This window comes from Nonomuraea sp. NPDC051191 (assembly GCF_044455665.1).
Lineage (GTDB): Bacteria > Actinomycetota > Actinomycetes > Streptosporangiales > Streptosporangiaceae > Nonomuraea.
In genome coordinates, this window is record NZ_JBITEZ010000006.1 from 62,408 (window position 1) to 79,200 (window position 16,793).

Sequence of the window (16,793 nt, forward strand, 5' to 3'; positions counted from 1 at the left end):
GCCGGCGGCCGGCCACGACCAGCCGTCCACGAGTGAGGACCACGATCATGGAACCCCGTTTCGACCTGATGAGCAACGCGCTCGGCGCCAAGATCGCGGCCGCCGCCGGGGAGAGCGCGGTGCGGGTCAACCTGGTGGCCGCCTGGCGCGAGTCCACGGTGTACACCGACGCCGAACGCGCCGCGCTGGCCCTGGCCGAGGAGGGCACCCGGCTCGCCGACAGCCACCACGGCGTGTCCGACGAGACCTGGGCCCGGGTTCGCGAGCACTACGACGACGACCAGGTCGTCGCGCTGGTCTCCCTGATCGCCGTGATCAACGCCAACAACCGGCTCAACGTGATCGTCCGCAACCCGGGCGGCTCCTACGAGCCCGGCATGTTCACCGGCCTGGCGAACTGACGCCGGCACGTCGCCCCGGACGGGGGCCGGGCGATGTGTCAGCATGCGGCCATGAGCGACGACGATCTGATCGAGTTACGCCGCGAGATCCACCGCCACCCCGAACCGGCCGGCCAGGAGCGGTGCACCGCGGCCCTGGTCGCGGACGCGCTGCGGGCGGCGGGCCTGGAGGTTCGGACGGGCGTGGGCGGCCACGGCGTGGTGGCCGTCCTGGACGCGGGCGACCGTCACGGCGTCGAGCCCTGACGGCCCGCGGGGGCTCCGACCCAGTTCTCAGTGATCCCCAAGGGGTCGCTCGCACGCTGAGGCCATGAGAGGCATCCGGTTACTCATCGCCCTGACAGCCTGCTCGGTCCTGCTGCCGGCCGTACCCCCGCCCAGGCGGCCGCCGCGGCGCGCTTCCGGCCCGGTCAGTGGCGGGACACCCGCAGCGGGAAGGTGCCAGCGCCGACGCCGCCGAGGGTGGTGGTGTAGGCCGCGAGGTACCGGTCCAGGTACGGCGAGCGGTCGCCCTGGGTGGCCACGTCGGACCGCGCCGACAGCAGGTCGAGGCCGAGCCGCGCGCCGGAGACCCTGATCGTGTTGCCCGAGGGCACGTCCAGCCAGCCGTCGGACTCGATGGTGCCGATCTGGACGCCCAGCCGGTGCCCCCGCTCGAACGTCCAGTCGGGCGACTTCAGGTCGAACGCGACCGGGCCGGCGCGCTCCAGCAGGGCGACGTTCTCGTCGAACATGGTGGCCCGGCCGTCGGGGGCGACGTCCCACAGGCGGACCATCACGTTCCCGCTCGTGCTCGCGTCGAGCCTGATCCTCGGCGTGCCGGTGAGCCTGAGCTTCTCGGCGGCGGGCGTGGACCAGGTCCAGAAGCTGCTCGAAGGGGCCGCGCTCTGCCTGGCCGAGTTCTTCTCGGCGGTGGTGAGCGGTTCGAGGGGCGGCGCGTGCTCCATGTCCCAGCGGCCCGAGGGGGTCGAGGTCGCCGTCGCGGCGCCGCCGCCGTCGTCCAGGTACGCGCCGGCCGACAGCCGGGCCTCGTACGACGTCGTGGCCACCGGCCAGGTCGGCTGGGCGCGCCACAGGCCGAGGCTGTCCTCGATCGCGTACGCCGGGTCGGCCACCGAGGGCCGCACGCCGCGCAGGTACTGGTCGTAGAACCGCATCACCTCGTCGAACCAGCCCGCGCGCCCTTGCAGCAGCCGTCCCTGGGCGTCGGTGTCGTTGCCGCGCACGTGCTCCCACTGGCCGAGCCAGCCGCGTTCGCGGCCCCGGTGGTTGGCGAGGTAGACCTCCATGTCCTCGGGCTTGGTGTTGGGCTCGATGAAGCCCTGGGTGACCAGCAGCGGCGTGCTGGTGCCGGCCGCCCGGTCGGCCAGGTTGCGCGCCCGCCAGTAGGCCGAGCGCAGGTCGGGATTGTTGTTGTTGGTGACGTTGTCGGTCAGGCAGGCGGGATGGGCGGTCTCGTACTGGGCGTTCGCCTTGTACCGGTCGCTGTCGTCGGCCATCGGCGGCATCGTCGCGATCGAGTTGTACGCCTCCGGCGTGCCCGTGACGTTGGGCCGCGGGACCTTGTTGCTGAACAGGTAGTTGTACATGTTCCAGACCGGCTCCTGGGCGACGACCGCCTTCAGGCTCGGCAGCCTGAGATTGTTGCCGACCAGGCCGGTGACCGCGTCGTAGGACTTGCCGTACATGCCGACCTTGCCGGACGACCAGGGCTGGGCCGCCGACCACTCGACGGCGGCCCGCACGTCGGCCTGCTCACCGGGGCCGACCCAGTCCAGGCAGCCGGTGCTGCCGCCGAAGCCGCGCAGGTCGACCATCACGAAGGTGTAGCCGCGGGCCATCAGCCCGGCGCCGTCGACGAAGTCCTGGAAGCGCGCCGACGGGCCGACCCGGTCCCAGCCTTCGGGGCCGGTCTGCCCGGCGTGGGCGAAGTAGGGGCCGACCGAGACGATCACCGGCGTCCGCGCGGCGGCCGGCAGGTGCGCCGGGCGCAGCACGTCGGCGTGGAGCTCGACGCCGCTGCCATCGGAGGAGGGGAAATACGCCTCGGTCCAGGCGGCGCCCACGGGGACCCGGGGGTTCTCCTCGTGCGTCACCCCCGGGGCGGCGGTCCGGGCCGAGGCGGGCGGGCCGCCGGCGGTGAGGGCGGTGAGGGTGACCAGGGCGCCGGCCGCCACAGTGGCCGTCGCCTTTCCGCGGATGTTCATCGACTCTCCCGTGCATGGGCGGCGTCCGAACGAGCGTGCATCACTCATATGCCAGCGCGCACGCCGAGGCAAGCCCCGCCACACCCGTCCGGCACGTCAGCGGGGGCGGCGGCCGGTCAGGCGCATGCGGATGTCGTGCTCGGCCCAGAGCACGAAGCGTTCGACGGGCGTCACCGGATGGTCCTCGACCGGCTCGAAGGCGAACCTCCTGAGCAGCACGGCGAGCACCAGCTCGGCCTCGACCATGGCCAGGCTCGCGCCCTCGCAGCCGCGCGGCCCGAGGCCGAAGGGGAGGTAGGCGTAGCGGTGGCGGGCGGCCTGCGCCTCGGGGGTGAACCTGTCGGGTCTGAACGCGTGCGGGTCCGGCCAGTGGCGCGGATCGAGGTGGACGGCCCAGAAGGGGTAGAAGATCGTGGTGCCCGCCGGGACGTGGTGGCCGCCCAGGGTGAGGTCCTCGGTGGTCTCGCGGGCGCCGTACGGGCCGGGCGGGTAGAGGCGCATCGACTCCTTGAGCGCCATCTCCAGGTACGGCAGCCGTCGCAGGTCGCCGTAGTCGGGGGCGGCGCGCTCGCCCAGCACGTCGTCCAGCTCGGCGGTCACCAGCGCGGCCGGTCCGGGGTTGCGCGCGAGCAGGTGCAGGGTCCAGGAGACGGCCACGCCGGTGGTGTGGTGGGCCGCGAGCATGATCATGAGCACCGTGTCCCTGATCCGGGCGGGCGACATGTCCGCCTTCGCCAGGGCGGTCACCAGTTCGCTGCCGCCGCGGGCCAGGACCCCGTCCACGACCTCGCGCAGGTACGCCAGCGCCCGCTCGCCGCGCGCCCGGTCGTCATCGCGCTCGTACAGGCGGCCCAGGTGCACGGTCAGCACGGTCTCGAACGCGCTCACCACCCGGGCCGGGTCGGCGAGGCCGCCGCCCAGGGCGTACTGGGCGATCATGCGCAGGGACAGCTCGCTCAGGTCCTGCTGGAGCGCCACCGGGCCGTCGGCGGCGCGGCGTTCCCAGCGGTCGGCCAGCTCGGTGGCCAGGGTGACGAAGCCGGCGAAGTGCGCCTCGTGCGACCGGCGGCCGGCGAGGACCGAGAGCAGGACCCGGCGGAAGGGGCCGTGCTCGTCGGCGGGCAGCGTCTGCAGGTTGCCGGCCTCGCACAGGGGGGCCAGGAACTCGAAGAGCTCGTCGGGGCGCTCGTCGATCGCGGCCGTCGCCTCCAGCAGCACCGGGTCGGCCACCGAGATCGCCGCCGGCGCGCCGGGAAGCTGGAAGCGCACCAGCGGGCCGTACCGCTCGTGCAGCCGGAGCTGGTAGGTGTGCAGGCCGCCGGCGGCCGCGACGGCACTCAGCCCGCCGTCCGGCGCGGGAGGGGGACCGGGGATGTCAGGCACCTGGCCACCGTCTCGCGTACGCGCCCGCCCGGCAAGTACGCCACCCGGACCGAGAATTGACGGAGGTCGTCCCGTGCTGGACGATCGGTTGGAAGATCTCCGGCCTACCTTCGGTGCGCGGGCCGGCCGAGGCGCTGGAGGCCGTCCTGCCCATGCCGGTGCTGCCGGAGAACGACGTCGACCTGGCCGCGGTCGCCGAGCCGCACGAGCCTCCACCTACGAAGGGTTCCCTGATGACGCTCGCCTCCCGGCTCGGCCACGCCCCCGACGACCGGCTGCTCATCGTCAACGCCGACGACTACGGCATGAGCCGGTCGGCCAACCTCGGCATCACCTCCCTGTTGCGGGCCGGGGCGATCAGCTCGGCCACGGTGATGACGCCCTGCCCGTGGGCGCCGCAGGCCGTCGCCGAGGCCGCGGGCTTCGACGTCGGGGTGCACCTGACGCTGACCAGCGAGTGGGAGGGCTACCGCTGGGGCCCGGTCACCCGCGACCGGCCCGTCCCCACGCTGGTGGACGAGACCGGCTACTTCTTCCGCGACTGCGCCTCCTTCGAGCGGTCCGCCGACCCCGACGAGGTCCGCGTCGAGATCGTCAACCAGATCCGCAAGGCCGTCGCGCTCGGCCTGGACCCCTCGCACGCCGACAACCACATGGGCAGCCTGTACGGCCTGGCCACCGGCCGCCACTTCCTCGACGTCGTCCTGTCGGTGTGCGCCGAGTTCGGCCTGCCCTTCCGCCTGCCGCGCTCGCTGGAGGGCACCGGCGCGCCGGAGGAGCTGGAGCCCGTGGCGCAGGCCCTGGCCGCGATGGCCGACGAGGCCGGGGTGGTCATCCTCGACCGCCTGTGGTCGCTGCCCTTCCAGCAGGCCGACGGCGAGGACTACGAGTCGCTCAAGAAGGACATGATCGGCCTGCTGCGCTCGTTGCGGCCGGGCGTGACGGAGATCTACATCCACCCCTTCGAGGACACCGACGAGCTGCGCGCGATCATGCCGGGCGCGGCCAAGCGCGGCTGGGAGCTGGCCCTGTTCACCGACCCCGACGTCCGGGAGGTCCTGGACGGCGAGGACGTCAAGCTGATCGGCTGGCTCGACCTGCGGGCCGCGCAGCGCGGAGAACGCCCCTGACCTCGGGCGTGGCGGCGGCGTACGAGGGCCGGGCTGCAGGTTGAGTGGCGGCGGGCCGCGTGGGGGACACGCCGGGAGCCGGGCGGTGCCGTTGTTGTCCCGGTACACGCCATCGCACGATGGCCGGCCGTCCTCGTCATCGCCGCCGCCATCCTGGCGGGAACGGGCGCATCAACCGCGGACGTTGGTGGCGCCGAAGCCCTCCTGCCCGGTCGACCAGCCGCTGTCGTCGAAGTTCGGCTCGTAGAAGAACGGAGCGTTGGCCGCGGGCGGCACCTGGAGGTATTTCCAGTCGGTGCTGTCGTGGCCGAGTACGGTGACGACCTTCTGCCGCCTCCTGGCCCGTGTGGCCTTCGTCGGCTACATGCTGCTGCTCGGCCTGATGTCCGCCGATCCGCCCCTCCCCCGCCGGACGGCGGCGGCCCTTCTCCTGTGGACCGTCGTGGCGGCCGCGGCTGCGCTCGCCCACCGGATCACGTCCAGGGGGCACTGGCCGTTCAGACGCGGGCCCGGCGTCTGGATCAGCGCCTTCCTCGCCTCCTGTACAGCGCTCCTTATGATCCTTTAACATCGGGGGACTCTAAAGTGCTAGCAGGCTAGATAAATGGAGAAGCCGGTGATCGAGTTCCACCTGGACAGCAGGTCGGGTGTTTCGCCGTACCTGCAGCTGGTCCAGCAGGTACGGCAGGCGCTGCGGCTCGGCGTGCTGCGCGAGGGCGACCAGATGCCGACCGTCAAGGAGGTCGTGGCCCATCTGGCGATCAACGCCAACACCGTCCTGAAGGCCTACCGCGAACTGGAGCACGAGGGCCTGGTCGCCGCCCGGCCGGGAGTGGGGACGTTCGTGACGGCGACGCTCACCAACGCCTCGCTGGCCGCGCACGGCCCGCTCCGGCTGGAACTGCGGCGCTGGCTGGCCAAGGCCCGCCGGGCCGGCCTCGACGACGAGAGCATCGAGGCCCTCTTCATGACCACCTTTCGGACCACCTCTCAGGAGGACATAGCGTGAACGCGGTCCTGCAGGCCCAGGGACTGGGCAGGAAGTACGGCAAGCGCTGGGCGCTGCGCGAGTGCACCATCGACGTCCCGGCAGGGCACGTCGTGGGGCTGGTGGGGCCCAACGGAGCCGGCAAGACGACGCTGCTGAAGCTGGCCAGTGGCCAGTTGGAGCCGTCGGCGGGCGGCATCACCGTGCTGGACGGCCGGCCCGCGGGCGGTCCGGCGCAGCTGGCCAAGGTCGGCTTCGTGGCCCAGGACACCCCCGTCTACGCCGGGCTGAGCGTCGCCGATCATCTGCGGCTGGGCGCGCGGCTCAACCCCCGCTGGGACGCCGCCATGGCGCGCGAACGAATCGCGCGGCTCGGTCTCGATCCCGCCCACCGGGCGGGCAGGCTGTCGGGCGGCCAGCGCGCCCAGCTCGCCCTCACTGTGGGCCTGGCCAAGCGGCCCGAGCTGCTGATCCTGGACGAGCCGGTCGCCTCGCTCGACCCGCTGGCCCGCCGCGAGTTCCTGCAGGGCCTGATGGAGGCCACGGTCGAGCACGAGTTCAGCGTGGTGCTCTCCTCCCACCTGGTCTCCGACCTGGAACGCGTGTGCGACTTCCTGATCGTGCTCGTCGACTCCCGCGTCCAGGTGTCCGGGGAGGTCGAGCACCTGCTGGCCACCCATCACCGGCTCACCGGCCCGCGCCGCGATCCCGACCGGCTCCCTGCCGACCAGCACGTGATCTCCGCCAGCCACACCGACCGGCAGAGCACGTACGTGATCCGCACCGAGGCCCCCATCCACGACCCCGCCTGGACGGTCACCCCACTGGGCCTGGAAGACCTCGTCCTGGCCTACCTGGACAAGCACAGCGCGGACCGGCGAGTCGCCCTGGAGGTGCGCCGATGATCTGGCTGACCTGGCGCCAGTTCCGCGGCTCGGCCGCGGCGACGGCCGCCCTGCTCGTCGTCCTCGCCGTCGTCCTGGCCCTGACCGGCCCCGGTTTGGCCTCCGACTACTCCGCCGGGATCGCGGCCTGCGTCCAGGACGACACCTGCGACCGCTTCTACAACCGTTTCTTCGGCGGGCACGAGACCTCGTTCATGGGCCTGACCCTCGTCGTGCTGCTCCTGCCCGCCCTCGCCGGGGTCTTCTGGGGAGCACCGTTGATCACCCGCGAGCTGGAGGCGGGCACGCACCTGATGGTGTGGAACCAGAGCATCACCCGCGGCCGCTGGCTGGCGGTCAAGCTCGGGCTCATGGGCCTGACCGCCGTGGCCGTCGCCGGTCTGTGCGGTCTCATGGTGACCTGGTGGTCCAGCCCTCTGGACAGGTCAGCCTCCGAGAGCCTGGCCCTGATGGCTCCTCTGGTGTTCGGCGCGCGCGGCCTCGCCCCGCTGGGGTACGCGGCCTTCACCTTCGTCCTTGGCGTGACCGTGGGCATGCTGGTACGCCGCACGCTGCCCGCCATGGCGCTGACGCTGGCCGTCTTCGCCGCCTTCCAGTTCGCCATGCCGCTGCTGGTCCGGCCGCACCTGATGCCCCCGATCACCGCGACCTTCGAACTCGGCAAGGCGAACGTGGACGGCATCGGCATCGACCGGGAGCGAGGCGGATATGTGGAGATCCGTCTGAGGTCGGCGGTTCCCGGTGACGCGGGAGCCTGGGTGCTGTCCACGGACCTGCTCGATCCGTCCGGGCGCGTGCTCGGCGGCGAGGGCGGCGACGGCGGCTACGGCACCGCCCGGGTGTCCACCACGTCGGGGCCCTGCTCGCCGTCGGCGGGGGCCGGGGACGGCTGCATGGTCGAGATCAACCGGCTCGGCTATCGGCAGCGGGCCACCTACCAGCCCCTTGAGCGCTTCTGGCCCTTCCAGTGGATCGAGACCGGGATCTACGCCGTGCTCGCCCTCGGCCTGTCATGGTTCTGCTTCTGGTGGATCCGCAGGCGCCTGTCATGACCATCACCAGGATCGCATCCGCCGGGCTCGTCCTCCTCCTGGCGGCGGCCTGCACGGCCCCGACGCCGCCGCGTGGCCAGGCGAGCACGGCAGCCCGCCGCCCCAGGGAGCTCCCGGCCCGAGACGGCCACCACGATCGACGTCATCGAACAGGCCTACTTTGCATCCTCGGCACCTACTACAGCGGTGCCACACTGGACGCCCGCGCGCTGCTGAGCGCCGGATTCGCCGCCCTGATCCGGGAGCTCAACCGCAACGGACGCGACCTGCCCGAGGCCACCATGCCGGCGCTGACCGGCGACCGCAGGACCGACTGGGCCGCCTTCGAGGCCGCCTACCGCAGGATCACCGATCAGGTCCCCGACCTTCGCGACAAGCTGGCCGTCGTCACCCTTGAGACCATCGTGGCCGGCCTCGGCGACGACCACGCCCGCTGGGCGCACGACATCAAGCAGCCCCCCGACCACTACGACGTCGCCTACGTACGGCTGCGCGGGTTCGCCCCCGACTCCGCGGACCGGGTACTGAAGGCGATCGCCGGAATGCGCACCGGCCGTCCCCTGTCCGGCGTCGTGCTGGATCTGCGCGGCAACGGCGGCGGCAGTCCTGTGGAGGCGACCCGGCTGGTCAGCGGGTTCGGCCACGGCAAGGTCACCGCCTACCAGTGCACCGTGGACGGCAGGTGCGAGACCTCGCGCACCGACGACACCACTCTGAGCCTTCCCGTCAGGCACCACCTCGGGCCCGATCGCGAGGTGATCGACCGGATCGGCGTGCCGCCCGACCACCACGTGCCGCCGACCCCGCGGGACGCGGCCGCCGGGCGCGACCCCGCGCTGGCCAAGGCCCTCACCTTGCTGGAGGAGTGAATGGACCTCTCGGTGAGACGGCTCCCGGCGGTCGCCGCGGGACTGGTCGTCCTGGCCGCGTCCGCCTGTTCCGCGCCCATGCCGCCCCGGTCCGCCGCGCTGTCGGCCGCGCCGGCCGGGCCCGCCACGCTGCCCGCCCCCACCGGCGCCCATCCGGTCGGCACCACCGCCCTCTACCTGAAGGACGCCTCCCGCCCCGACCCCTGGAACCTCGACGTCGACGCCAGGGAGCTCAAGGTCACCCTGTGGTATCCGGCCGAGCGGCGAGACGGGCGGCGGGCGGCGTACATGACACCGCAGGAGGCGGAGCTCGGCCTGCGGCGCCTGGGGGTCGGGGGCGTGCCGGACGGCACGCTCAGCGGGACGCGCACCAACGCCGTCGCCGACGCCGAACCCGCGGGCCGGAACCTGCCGCTGGTGGTGTTGTCCCCCGGCTTCACCAATCCGATGAACACGCTCACGTCCCTGGCCGAGGACCTGGCCAGCCGCGGGTACGTGGTGGCCGGGATCGACCACACCTACGAGAGCTACGCCACGACCTTCCCCGGCAGGCGGGTCGCCGAATGCCTGGCCTGCGACAGCGACACCGACCCGGGCTTCGGCACGGGGGTGGTCGCGGGACGGGCGGCCGACGTCTCCTTCGTGCTCGACCAGCTTCCGGCGAAATGGCGTGGGTCCGACCTGATCGACCGATCCACGATCGCGATGGTCGGCCAGTCGATCGGCGGGGCGAGCGCCATGGCGACCATGGTGCGGGACTCCCGCGTGCGCGCCGGGCGTCGACATGGACGGCACCACCTACGCCCGCATCCCCAAGAACGGGTTCTCCCGGCCGTTCCTGTTCCTGGGGTCGCCGCAGCACGTCCCCGGCGGTCGCGACACCTCGTGGGAGCGTGACTGGAAGCTGCTGACCGGGTGGAAGCGCTGGCTCGTGTTGTCGGGGGCGGAACATCAGTCCTTCACCGACGGGCCGCTGATGGCCGGCGCCCTCGGGATCAGGCCCGCCTCCGGCGTCCTGCCCGCGGCGCGCGCGGCCGAGCTCACCCGCACGTACGTGGCCGCCTTCCTCGACCTGCACCTGAAGTCGAAGCGGCAGCCCCTCCTGGACGAGCCGTCCTCGCGCTACCCCGAGGTCAGATTCTGCCCCGCGGCGTGCGGGCCGCGGTGACGTCGAGCTCCAGCACCACCTTCCGGCCGACCAGGACGGCGGTGACGGCGGCGGCCGGCCTGACGATCCTGGAGCGCACGGTCAACGGCCGGCCCGGCCTGGTGGCCCAGCAGGACGGTGTGACCGTGGCGGTGATGGCCTTCAAGGTGGCGAACGACCGGATCAGCCACTGCTGGGCCGTACGCAACCCCGACAAGCTCCGCGCCTGGACGGCGGGCTGCCCCCCGGTCAGGGGGCGGACATCGCCTCGACCGGCCTGACCCGCAGCGCCCCCGCGGCCGTGGGGATCGAGGCCGCCAGCACGAGCAGCAGCGCGCCCCCGGCGACGGCCGCGTACGTCCAGCCGGGCCCGGCCGCCATCGGCGAGCCGGTCCTGACCAGGTTGTACGGCACGGTGGTCGCCGCGGCGGCGACCGTGCCGAGCACGACGGCCAGGAGCGCGGTCACCACGCCCTCGGCCACGACCGTCACCATCACCTGCCCTCGGGTGGCGGCCGACAGCCGCAGCAGCCCGAACTCGCGGCTCCGGCGGCGGGTGGCGGCGATCAGCGTGTTGACCACGACGATCGCCGTGAACGTGATGATCATGGTGACGACCAGGTAGTTCACCGGGGCGAGCCGCGCGCTGACGTCGGCGGCGCCCCGGTGGAGGCCGTCCTCGGTGCTCTGCATGGACAGCGTGCCGCCGGCGATGCCGACCAGGAGGATCAGCGGCCCGGCCACGCTGCCGGTGTGCTGGGCACGGGCGTGCAGGTTGCGGACGGCCAGCCGCCCGGACGCGCCCAGCCTGGCCTCGGCCAGCCGGCCGACGGGCCGTACGGCGACCGGGCTGAGCAGGGCCAGGCCGACCGCGACGGCGACGCCCGCCGGGCCCGCGGTGCTGGACAGCAGGGGGCCGTCGTCCATGAACAGGGTCGTCACCGACAGGCTCAGGCCCAGTGCCAGCAGCAGCGCGCCGACGACGACGCGGCCCCGGCCGAGTGACCGGCCGGGCGCGGCGGCGGCGAGCGCCCGCACCGGCGGGATGGACGCGGCGCGCCGGCTGGAGATCATCGCGGCGGCCAGGGCGGCGGCCAGGGACGTGCCCGCGCCGATCGCGACGCTCGGCCAGCCCGCCACCGGCTCGACGCCCGCCTCGACGAGGCCGCCGTCCGCCAGCCGGGCCAGCACGACCGCCCCGAGCCCGGCGCCCGGCGGCAGCCCGGCGGCGATCGCGGGGACGGCCACGAGGAGCGTCTCCAGCACGACGTTCTGCCGGATCTGGCGCGGGGTGGCCGCGATGGAGCGCAGCAGGGCCAGCTCGCGCTCGCGGTGCCCGATGGTCAGCGACACGGTGGACACGACGCCGAAGGCCACGATCGCCAGGGTCCAGCCGCCCAGGATGGCCGGCAGCATGACGAGGAAGCCCTGGTCGCGGCCCGTGGCCAGGCCGGTCTCCAGCAGGCTCGCGAACGCCGTGAGCAGCGCGGTGCCGGCCGCCATGACGGCGGCCGAGGCCAGGTAGGACGCCCGGTGGGCGCCGATCGTGCCGAAAGCCAGCCGCCACCTCATCGCACGCCTCCCGCGTGGACGGGCGCCGACAGGCGGGCCATGCGGGCCGCGACCGTGGCGGCGTCGGGGCGTGTCAGGTGGTCCACGACGCGGCCGTCGGCGAAGAACACCACGGCGTCGGCGTACGAGGCGGCCACCGGGTCGTGGGTCACCATCACGATCGTCCGTCCCTCCTGGGCGGCGGCCTGGCGCAGGAGGCCCAGCACCTCGCGGGCGGCCTGCGTGTCGAGCGCGCCGGTCGGCTCGTCGGCGAACACGACGGCCGGTTCGCCGAGCATCGCGCGGGCGATGGCCACCCGCTGCTGCTGGCCGCCGGACAGCTCGCCGGGCCGGTGTCCCGTCCGCTCCCCCAGGCCGAGCCGGGTGAGCAGCGCCCGTACCCGCCGCCCGTCGGCGCGGCGGCCGGCGAACTCCATGGGCAGCGTCACGTTCTGCGCCACCGTCAGTGTGGGCACCAGGTTGAAGGACTGGAAGACGAACCCCATCCGCTCGCGCCGCAACCGGGTCAGCGCCGCCTCGTCGAGGCCGTCCAGGCGGTGGCCGTCGAGGACGACCGATCCGGAGTCGGGCCGGTCCAGGCCCGCCGCGCAGTGCAGCAGCGTGCTCTTGCCCGAGCCCGACGGGCCCATCACGGCGGTGAAGGTGCCGTGCGGGATCGCCAGGGACACGTCGTCGAGCGCGGTCACGGCGGTGGCGCCGCCACCGTGACGTTTCGTCACATGGTGGAGTTCAAGAGCCATTTTCGTCACAGAATTGGCGTACGGTGCACGAGTCATAAATACACCGTACATCAATTGCCGATTAATGCGACTTTAAAGGGATGAAGTATAATTTCGTCACAGAATTCGGTGGTGACGAAAAGGGGCGCTACGTGGCGGTGTGCGAGGTGTGCGGGCGGGAGCTCCGGACGGCGGAGCGGGGGCGGCCCCGGCGCTACTGCTCGCGCGCCTGCCGGACGAGGGCCTACCGGGCGCGGCTCGCCGAGCCCCCGCCCGCCGAGGAGCCCGCGGCCCCGGCCGGACGGGCCGGGGCCGAGGCGGCGCTCGACCAGGGCCGGGTCGTACGGGCCGCCGTCGCGCTCGCCGACCGGGAGGGGGTCGCCGCGGTGTCGATGCGCCGGATCGCGACGGACCTGGGCGTCGGCGTGATGTCCCTCTACCGGTACGTCCCGAGCCGGGAGGAGCTCAACGACCTCATGGTGGACGCCGTCTTCGCCGCCCGCCCGCTGCCCGAGCCGGGGCCGGACGGCTGGCGGGCCAGGCTGGAGCTGTCCGCGCGGCTGGAGTGGGAGCTCTACCGGCGGCACCCGTGGATGTCGCACCTGGTCGCGGTCACCACCCGGCCGCCGGTCGCGCCCGCGCTGATGGCCTACACCGACTGGCGCATGCGCGCGCTCGACGGCCACGGGCTCGACTTCGCCACGCTCGTCCAGGTCGCCATCCTGATCGGCACGTACGTGCAGAGCGCCGCCGTGCCGCTCGCCCACGAGGCGCAGGCCGCACGTACCAGCCGGCACTCGCGGCGGGAGTGGGCGCGGGCCCGCAAGGAGGCGTTCGCGCGCAGTATCGGGGCGGAGCGGCTGCCGATGGTGTCGGAGTTCGGGGACGAGGCGTTCGAGGCGTCGGAGCCGGAGAACATCTTCGAGTTCGGCATCCACCGCCTGCTCGACGGCATCGAGCTGCTGCTGCGGCGCGGGTGAGCGGCTATTCGGGGCCGGTGGGCACCCGGTAGCGGCGTTTGCGCTCGGTGAGGTCGAGGAGCCGGCCGCCGTTGGCCTCGATGACCCGCCGGGAGGCGGTGTTCGTCCGGTCGCACAGGACCAGGGCGTGGGCGATGCCCAGCCGTCGCGCGATCGGCAGCGCCGCGGCGAGCATCGCCGTCGCGTGCCCCAGCCGCCGGGCGCCGGGGCGCACGTCGTAGCCGATGTGGCCGCCGAGCCTCTCCAGCTCAGGGGTGAGCCGGTGGCGGACGGCCAGCCTGCCGAGGAAGCGGTCGCCGTCGGCCCACCACAGCGTGGTCATCGGCACGAAACCCGCGCGCGTGCCCGCCTCGGTGCGTTCGCCGAGCAGCCGGTCGGCGTACGCGGCGAAGGCCGCCGGGCCGGTCAGGGCCTCGGGATCGACGTCCTGGACGAACCACGGGACCGGGAAGTCCCGGTCGGCGCGGAACTCGGCCACCGCCTCCAGGAAGGACGTCCGCAGCCCGGCCGTGGGGTCGATGAGATCCGGCATGCCGGCCATCATGCCCGACGGCCGGTCAGGACGGGCGGGGTGTTCCGGCGGTGGCGCGGTCGAAGAGGTCGACGAGCTCGTCCGCGCAGTGGCCGGGGTCGAGGCCGCCGGCGACGCGGTCGGCCACGGCGTCGATGCAGGCGCGCAGGGACGTGGCCATCAGCACGCTGTCGAACGCCCGGAACGCGCCGGTGCTCTGGCCGTCCTCGAACAGGGCGGCCAGCCTGGCGACGGCGGCGTCCTGCTCGCCGTCCCCCACGTGCGCGCGGCCGAACGCGATCTGCTGGACCGCGCGCACGTGGGCGGGGTGGGCGGCGATGAAGGCGATGTTCGCCCTGATGAACGCCTCAAGCCGGGCACGGGCTCCGGACGCGGCCTCGATCGCCGGCCGCATGAAGGCGGCCGCGTCGGTGACGACCTGCCGGACGACGGCCTCGAAGAGCTGCTCCTTGGTGGAGAAGTGGTAGGAGATCAGCCGTTTGCTGCTCAGCCCGGCATGACCGCAGATGGCCTCGAACGTGGTCTCCGCGTAACCCCGTTCGGCCAGCACGGCGATCGCGGCGGAGGCGATCTGGGCCTTGCGGGCCTCGGTGGCCGCCTGACGGGTTCCGGAGCTCTCCATGTCAGCCCAGCTTGCCACGCTTCGGGAACGCGGCGCGCACGGCACGGCGGTTGACGACGACCGCGACGGCGGCGACCAGGACGCCGACCACGGCCTGCTCGGCCTTCATCCACGCCGGGTAGCCGCTGTCCGGCGCGAGGAGGATGACGACGACGCCGATCGGCGCGGCGAAGGAGACGAAGCGGATGCGCACGTAGGCGGCCCGCCTGCCCTGGGCGGCCTGCCCGGCCAGGGAGACGAGCCAGGCGGAGGCCGCGGCGACGGCGGCGGCGCGCAGCCACACCACCCAGTTGCCGCCGACGACGGCGGCCACGCCCAGCGTGGCGATCGAGAGGACGAGCACGACGGCGAAGAGGATCCGGACGAGCCGCCAGACCTGAGAGTTATCCATAGGGATAAATTTACACGCCCGGATAAAGAAGTGCGCAGTCCTTCGCGGTGGAGTGATAATCCGTTGCCGCCCGCGCGGCCGTACGGTCACGATCGACGATGACCGTGACACGAGAGGTGCTGGCCTACTACGCACAGGGCCTGGAGCACGACCGGCTGCGCCAGGGGCGCGGCCGCCTGGAGTTCTGGCGCACCCAGGACGTGCTGCGCCGCACGCTGCCGCCGCCCCCGGCCCGGGTCCTCGACGTGGGCGGCGGCACCGGCGTGCACGCCGAATGGCTGCTGGCCGACGGATACGAGGTGGAGCTGCTGGACCCCGTGCCGCTGCACGTGGAGCGGGCGGCGCTGGTGCCGGGGCTACGCGCCGCGACGGGCGACGCGCGGCGGCTGCCCGTTCCCGACGGCGGCGTGGACGCCGTCCTCCTGCTGGGCCCGCTCTACCACCTGTCCGAGCGGGCCGACCGGGTGCGGGCGCTGAGCGAGGCCCGGCGTGCCGTCCGGCCCGGCGGCGTGGTGGCCGCGGCCACCATCAACCGGTACGCGGCCGTGCTCGACACCGTGAACCTGGGCACCTACCTGGAGGAACGGCAGCGGGAGGCGGCCCACGCCGCCGCAGCGCACGGCGTGATGCTCTCACCCCGGCGCGGCTTCCCGGCCTACTTCCACCACCCGGACGAGGTTCCCGCCGAGTTCGCCGACGCCGCTCTGCCCGAGGCCGCCCGGTACGGCCTGGAGGGCACGTTCTGGCTGCACGGCGACGTGAACGACTGGCTCGACGACCCCGGACGCCGGGCCCTGCTCCTGGACGCCCAGCGCTCGATGGAGTCGGAGCCCTCGCTGCTGGGCGTCAGCGGACACCTGCTGACCGTCGCCCACCGGCCCGGCTGAGCCCGGACCGCTCCTGGACGACCGGGCCGCCACGCGTCCCTGGCGCCGGGGCGCCCGCGGTCAGGTGAGGCGGTCGAGCAGGTCGTCGAGCGTCTCGGCGAGGGCCTCGGACCTGGCCGGGGTGAACCAGGTGGTGCGGACGCGTTCGTTGCTGCCGTTCGGGGTCTCGTGGTCGGCCGCGAGCCGGGCCAGGGAACGGCTCTCGTCGCCCAGCGCCCGCCCCAGCTCCTGGAAGAGTCCGCGGACGTAGCCCTCGGCTACCTCGGGCGGGACGCCGTGGCCGGTGGCCCACGTGCTGAGCGTGGCCAGGTAGGACAGCTGGGTGGTGAGCGTGGCCGTCAGCGCGGAGAAGACGTTGAAGGCCGCCTCGTCCTCGGCCGCGAGCACGCCGCCCAGCCGTCCGAAGAGGGCGTCGGTCGCCGGGTGCGCCGGCCAGGTCACCGTGACGGAGTCGCGTTCGCGGACGGCGGGCAGAGGGATGGCGCGCACCAGGGGGGCGCCGGTGTCCAGGATCTTGCGCAGCTCCTCGACGGACACGCCGGCCATCACGTTGACCACGATCGTGTCGTCGTCCACGCGCAGGCCGGCCAGCGCCTCGTGCCGGTCAGGGGGGCGCACGGCGATGACGACCAGTTCGGAGCGGTCCACGACCTCCTGGTTGGAGGCGCACACGTGCACGTCCTCGTAGCGCTTCGACAGCTCCGCCGCCGCGCGCGCTCCCCGTGGCGAGAGGTACACCTCGGGACGCTCGCCGGGGCCCTCGCACAGGCCCGTCACGATGGCCCGGCCGATCTCGCCCACCCCGATGACGCCGATCCGCTTCACAGTGTCTTCCTCCGAGATGCATGGTCTTGTGCCTGACGTACTACAGCAGTCTGTACCGTCCTTTCGGTTGCTGGCGGGATTCATCGCGGCGGCCGATGTCCGTAGCGTCGTCTTCATGAGCGATCCGTACAGAATTGACACATATGACCGTTCGGAGCGCCGCCCTCGGACCCGGACTCGGCG

The 16,793-nt window shown here is 73.2% G+C and carries 21 protein-coding genes; 13 read left to right on the forward strand and 8 right to left on the reverse strand.

Translation table 11 applies throughout. From position 1 onward, the window contains the following. Nucleotides 1-47 precede the first annotated feature (47 nt). Both ACIA8R_RS18275 and ACIA8R_RS18280 read left to right on the forward strand, forming a co-directional pair. A complete protein-coding gene (locus ACIA8R_RS18275) occupies nt 48-401 on the forward strand; it encodes a carboxymuconolactone decarboxylase family protein (RefSeq protein WP_397039324.1) in 354 nt (117 codons plus the stop codon). 51 nt (nt 402-452) lie between these two features. Beyond that, on the forward strand, nt 453-647 hold the full coding sequence (locus tag ACIA8R_RS18280) for a hypothetical protein (RefSeq protein WP_397039325.1): 195 nt from the start codon (nt 453-455) through the stop codon (nt 645-647). A 164-nt stretch (nt 648-811) separates the two neighbouring features. Here ACIA8R_RS18280 and ACIA8R_RS18285 read toward each other — a convergent pair whose 3' ends face one another. Beyond that, a complete protein-coding gene (locus tag ACIA8R_RS18285) occupies nt 812-2,608 on the reverse strand; it encodes a CocE/NonD family hydrolase (RefSeq protein ID WP_397039327.1) in 1,797 nt (598 codons plus the stop codon). 96 nt (nt 2,609-2,704) lie between these two features. Further along, nucleotides 2,705-3,991, reverse strand: a complete 1,287-nt coding sequence (locus ACIA8R_RS18290; RefSeq protein WP_397039328.1) for a cytochrome P450 — start codon at nt 3,989-3,991, stop codon at nt 2,705-2,707. A gap of 56 nt (nt 3,992-4,047) precedes the next feature. Here ACIA8R_RS18290 and ACIA8R_RS18295 point away from each other — a divergent pair, with 56 nt between their 5' ends. The 9 genes from ACIA8R_RS18295 (at nt 4,048) to ACIA8R_RS18335 (ending at nt 10,363) form a co-directional block, all read left to right on the forward strand. After that, nucleotides 4,048-5,121: a polysaccharide deacetylase family protein gene (locus ACIA8R_RS18295; RefSeq protein ID WP_397039330.1), complete on the forward strand. Its 1,074-nt coding sequence runs from the start codon at nt 4,048-4,050 to the stop codon at nt 5,119-5,121. 295 nt (nt 5,122-5,416) lie between these two features. Beyond that, nucleotides 5,417-5,689, forward strand: a complete 273-nt coding sequence (locus tag ACIA8R_RS18300; protein WP_397039332.1) for a hypothetical protein — start codon at nt 5,417-5,419, stop codon at nt 5,687-5,689. A 36-nt stretch (nt 5,690-5,725) separates the two neighbouring features. Then, entirely contained in the window at nt 5,726-6,130 is a 405-nt protein-coding gene (locus ACIA8R_RS18305) for a GntR family transcriptional regulator (protein ID WP_397039333.1), read from the forward strand. Continuing rightward, nucleotides 6,127-7,014, forward strand: coding sequence for an ABC transporter ATP-binding protein (locus ACIA8R_RS18310; protein WP_397039335.1), 888 nt, complete (start codon nt 6,127-6,129; stop codon nt 7,012-7,014). The genes ACIA8R_RS18305 and ACIA8R_RS18310 overlap by 4 nt, the downstream gene beginning before the upstream one ends. After that, nucleotides 7,011-8,066, forward strand: coding sequence for an ABC transporter permease (locus ACIA8R_RS18315; RefSeq protein ID WP_397039336.1), 1,056 nt, complete (start codon nt 7,011-7,013; stop codon nt 8,064-8,066). The genes ACIA8R_RS18310 and ACIA8R_RS18315 overlap by 4 nt, the downstream gene beginning before the upstream one ends. Further along, nucleotides 8,063-8,935 (forward strand): S41 family peptidase, encoded by an 873-nt coding sequence (locus ACIA8R_RS18320; RefSeq protein ID WP_397039337.1) that lies wholly within the window; start codon nt 8,063-8,065, stop codon nt 8,933-8,935. The genes ACIA8R_RS18315 and ACIA8R_RS18320 overlap by 4 nt, the downstream gene beginning before the upstream one ends. A gap of 12 nt (nt 8,936-8,947) precedes the next feature. Beyond that, a complete protein-coding gene (locus tag ACIA8R_RS18325; protein ID WP_397039339.1) occupies nt 8,948-9,832 on the forward strand; it encodes an alpha/beta hydrolase family protein in 885 nt (294 codons plus the stop codon). After that, nucleotides 9,720-10,103: a hypothetical protein gene (locus ACIA8R_RS18330; protein WP_397039341.1), complete on the forward strand. Its 384-nt coding sequence runs from the start codon at nt 9,720-9,722 to the stop codon at nt 10,101-10,103. Before ACIA8R_RS18325 ends, ACIA8R_RS18330 begins: the two co-directional genes overlap by 113 nt. Further along, nucleotides 10,088-10,363 (forward strand): hypothetical protein, encoded by a 276-nt coding sequence (locus ACIA8R_RS18335; protein ID WP_397039342.1) that lies wholly within the window; start codon nt 10,088-10,090, stop codon nt 10,361-10,363. Before ACIA8R_RS18330 ends, ACIA8R_RS18335 begins: the two co-directional genes overlap by 16 nt. On the opposite strand, the gene ACIA8R_RS18340 is transcribed toward ACIA8R_RS18335, so the two are convergent. Continuing rightward, entirely contained in the window at nt 10,332-11,654 is a 1,323-nt protein-coding gene (locus ACIA8R_RS18340) for an FtsX-like permease family protein (protein ID WP_397039344.1), read from the reverse strand. The genes ACIA8R_RS18335 and ACIA8R_RS18340 overlap by 32 nt on opposite strands. Beyond that, the gene (locus ACIA8R_RS18345) at nt 11,651-12,394 is read right to left on the reverse strand and encodes an ABC transporter ATP-binding protein (protein WP_364087466.1); all 744 of its coding nucleotides are present in this window, start codon (nt 12,392-12,394) and stop codon (nt 11,651-11,653) included. Before ACIA8R_RS18345 ends, ACIA8R_RS18340 begins: the two co-directional genes overlap by 4 nt. Before the next feature lie 131 nt (nt 12,395-12,525). On the opposite strand from ACIA8R_RS18345, the gene ACIA8R_RS18350 reads away from it, so the two are divergent. Continuing rightward, nucleotides 12,526-13,353 (forward strand): TetR/AcrR family transcriptional regulator, encoded by an 828-nt coding sequence (locus ACIA8R_RS18350; RefSeq protein ID WP_364087468.1) that lies wholly within the window; start codon nt 12,526-12,528, stop codon nt 13,351-13,353. A 4-nt stretch (nt 13,354-13,357) separates the two neighbouring features. On the opposite strand, the gene ACIA8R_RS18355 is transcribed toward ACIA8R_RS18350, so the two are convergent. From ACIA8R_RS18355 to ACIA8R_RS18365, 3 genes are read right to left on the reverse strand one after another with little or no spacing between them, the layout of a single operon-like run. Beyond that, the gene (locus ACIA8R_RS18355; RefSeq protein WP_397039346.1) at nt 13,358-13,885 is read right to left on the reverse strand and encodes a GNAT family N-acetyltransferase; all 528 of its coding nucleotides are present in this window, start codon (nt 13,883-13,885) and stop codon (nt 13,358-13,360) included. Between the two features lie 25 nt (nt 13,886-13,910). Next, nucleotides 13,911-14,507, reverse strand: a complete 597-nt coding sequence (locus ACIA8R_RS18360) for a TetR family transcriptional regulator (RefSeq protein ID WP_364087473.1) — start codon at nt 14,505-14,507, stop codon at nt 13,911-13,913. A 1-nt stretch (nt 14,508) separates the two neighbouring features. Then, the gene (locus tag ACIA8R_RS18365; protein ID WP_397039347.1) at nt 14,509-14,898 is read right to left on the reverse strand and encodes a hypothetical protein; all 390 of its coding nucleotides are present in this window, start codon (nt 14,896-14,898) and stop codon (nt 14,509-14,511) included. A gap of 98 nt (nt 14,899-14,996) precedes the next feature. Here ACIA8R_RS18365 and ACIA8R_RS18370 point away from each other — a divergent pair, with 98 nt between their 5' ends. Further along, nucleotides 14,997-15,785, forward strand: coding sequence for a class I SAM-dependent methyltransferase (locus ACIA8R_RS18370; RefSeq protein ID WP_357707815.1), 789 nt, complete (start codon nt 14,997-14,999; stop codon nt 15,783-15,785). A 60-nt stretch (nt 15,786-15,845) separates the two neighbouring features. On the opposite strand, the gene ACIA8R_RS18375 is transcribed toward ACIA8R_RS18370, so the two are convergent. Beyond that, complete coding sequence (locus ACIA8R_RS18375; RefSeq protein ID WP_397039349.1) at nt 15,846-16,610, reverse strand: NAD(P)-binding domain-containing protein; 765 nt, start codon at nt 16,608-16,610, stop codon at nt 15,846-15,848. Nucleotides 16,611-16,793 lie beyond the last annotated feature (183 nt).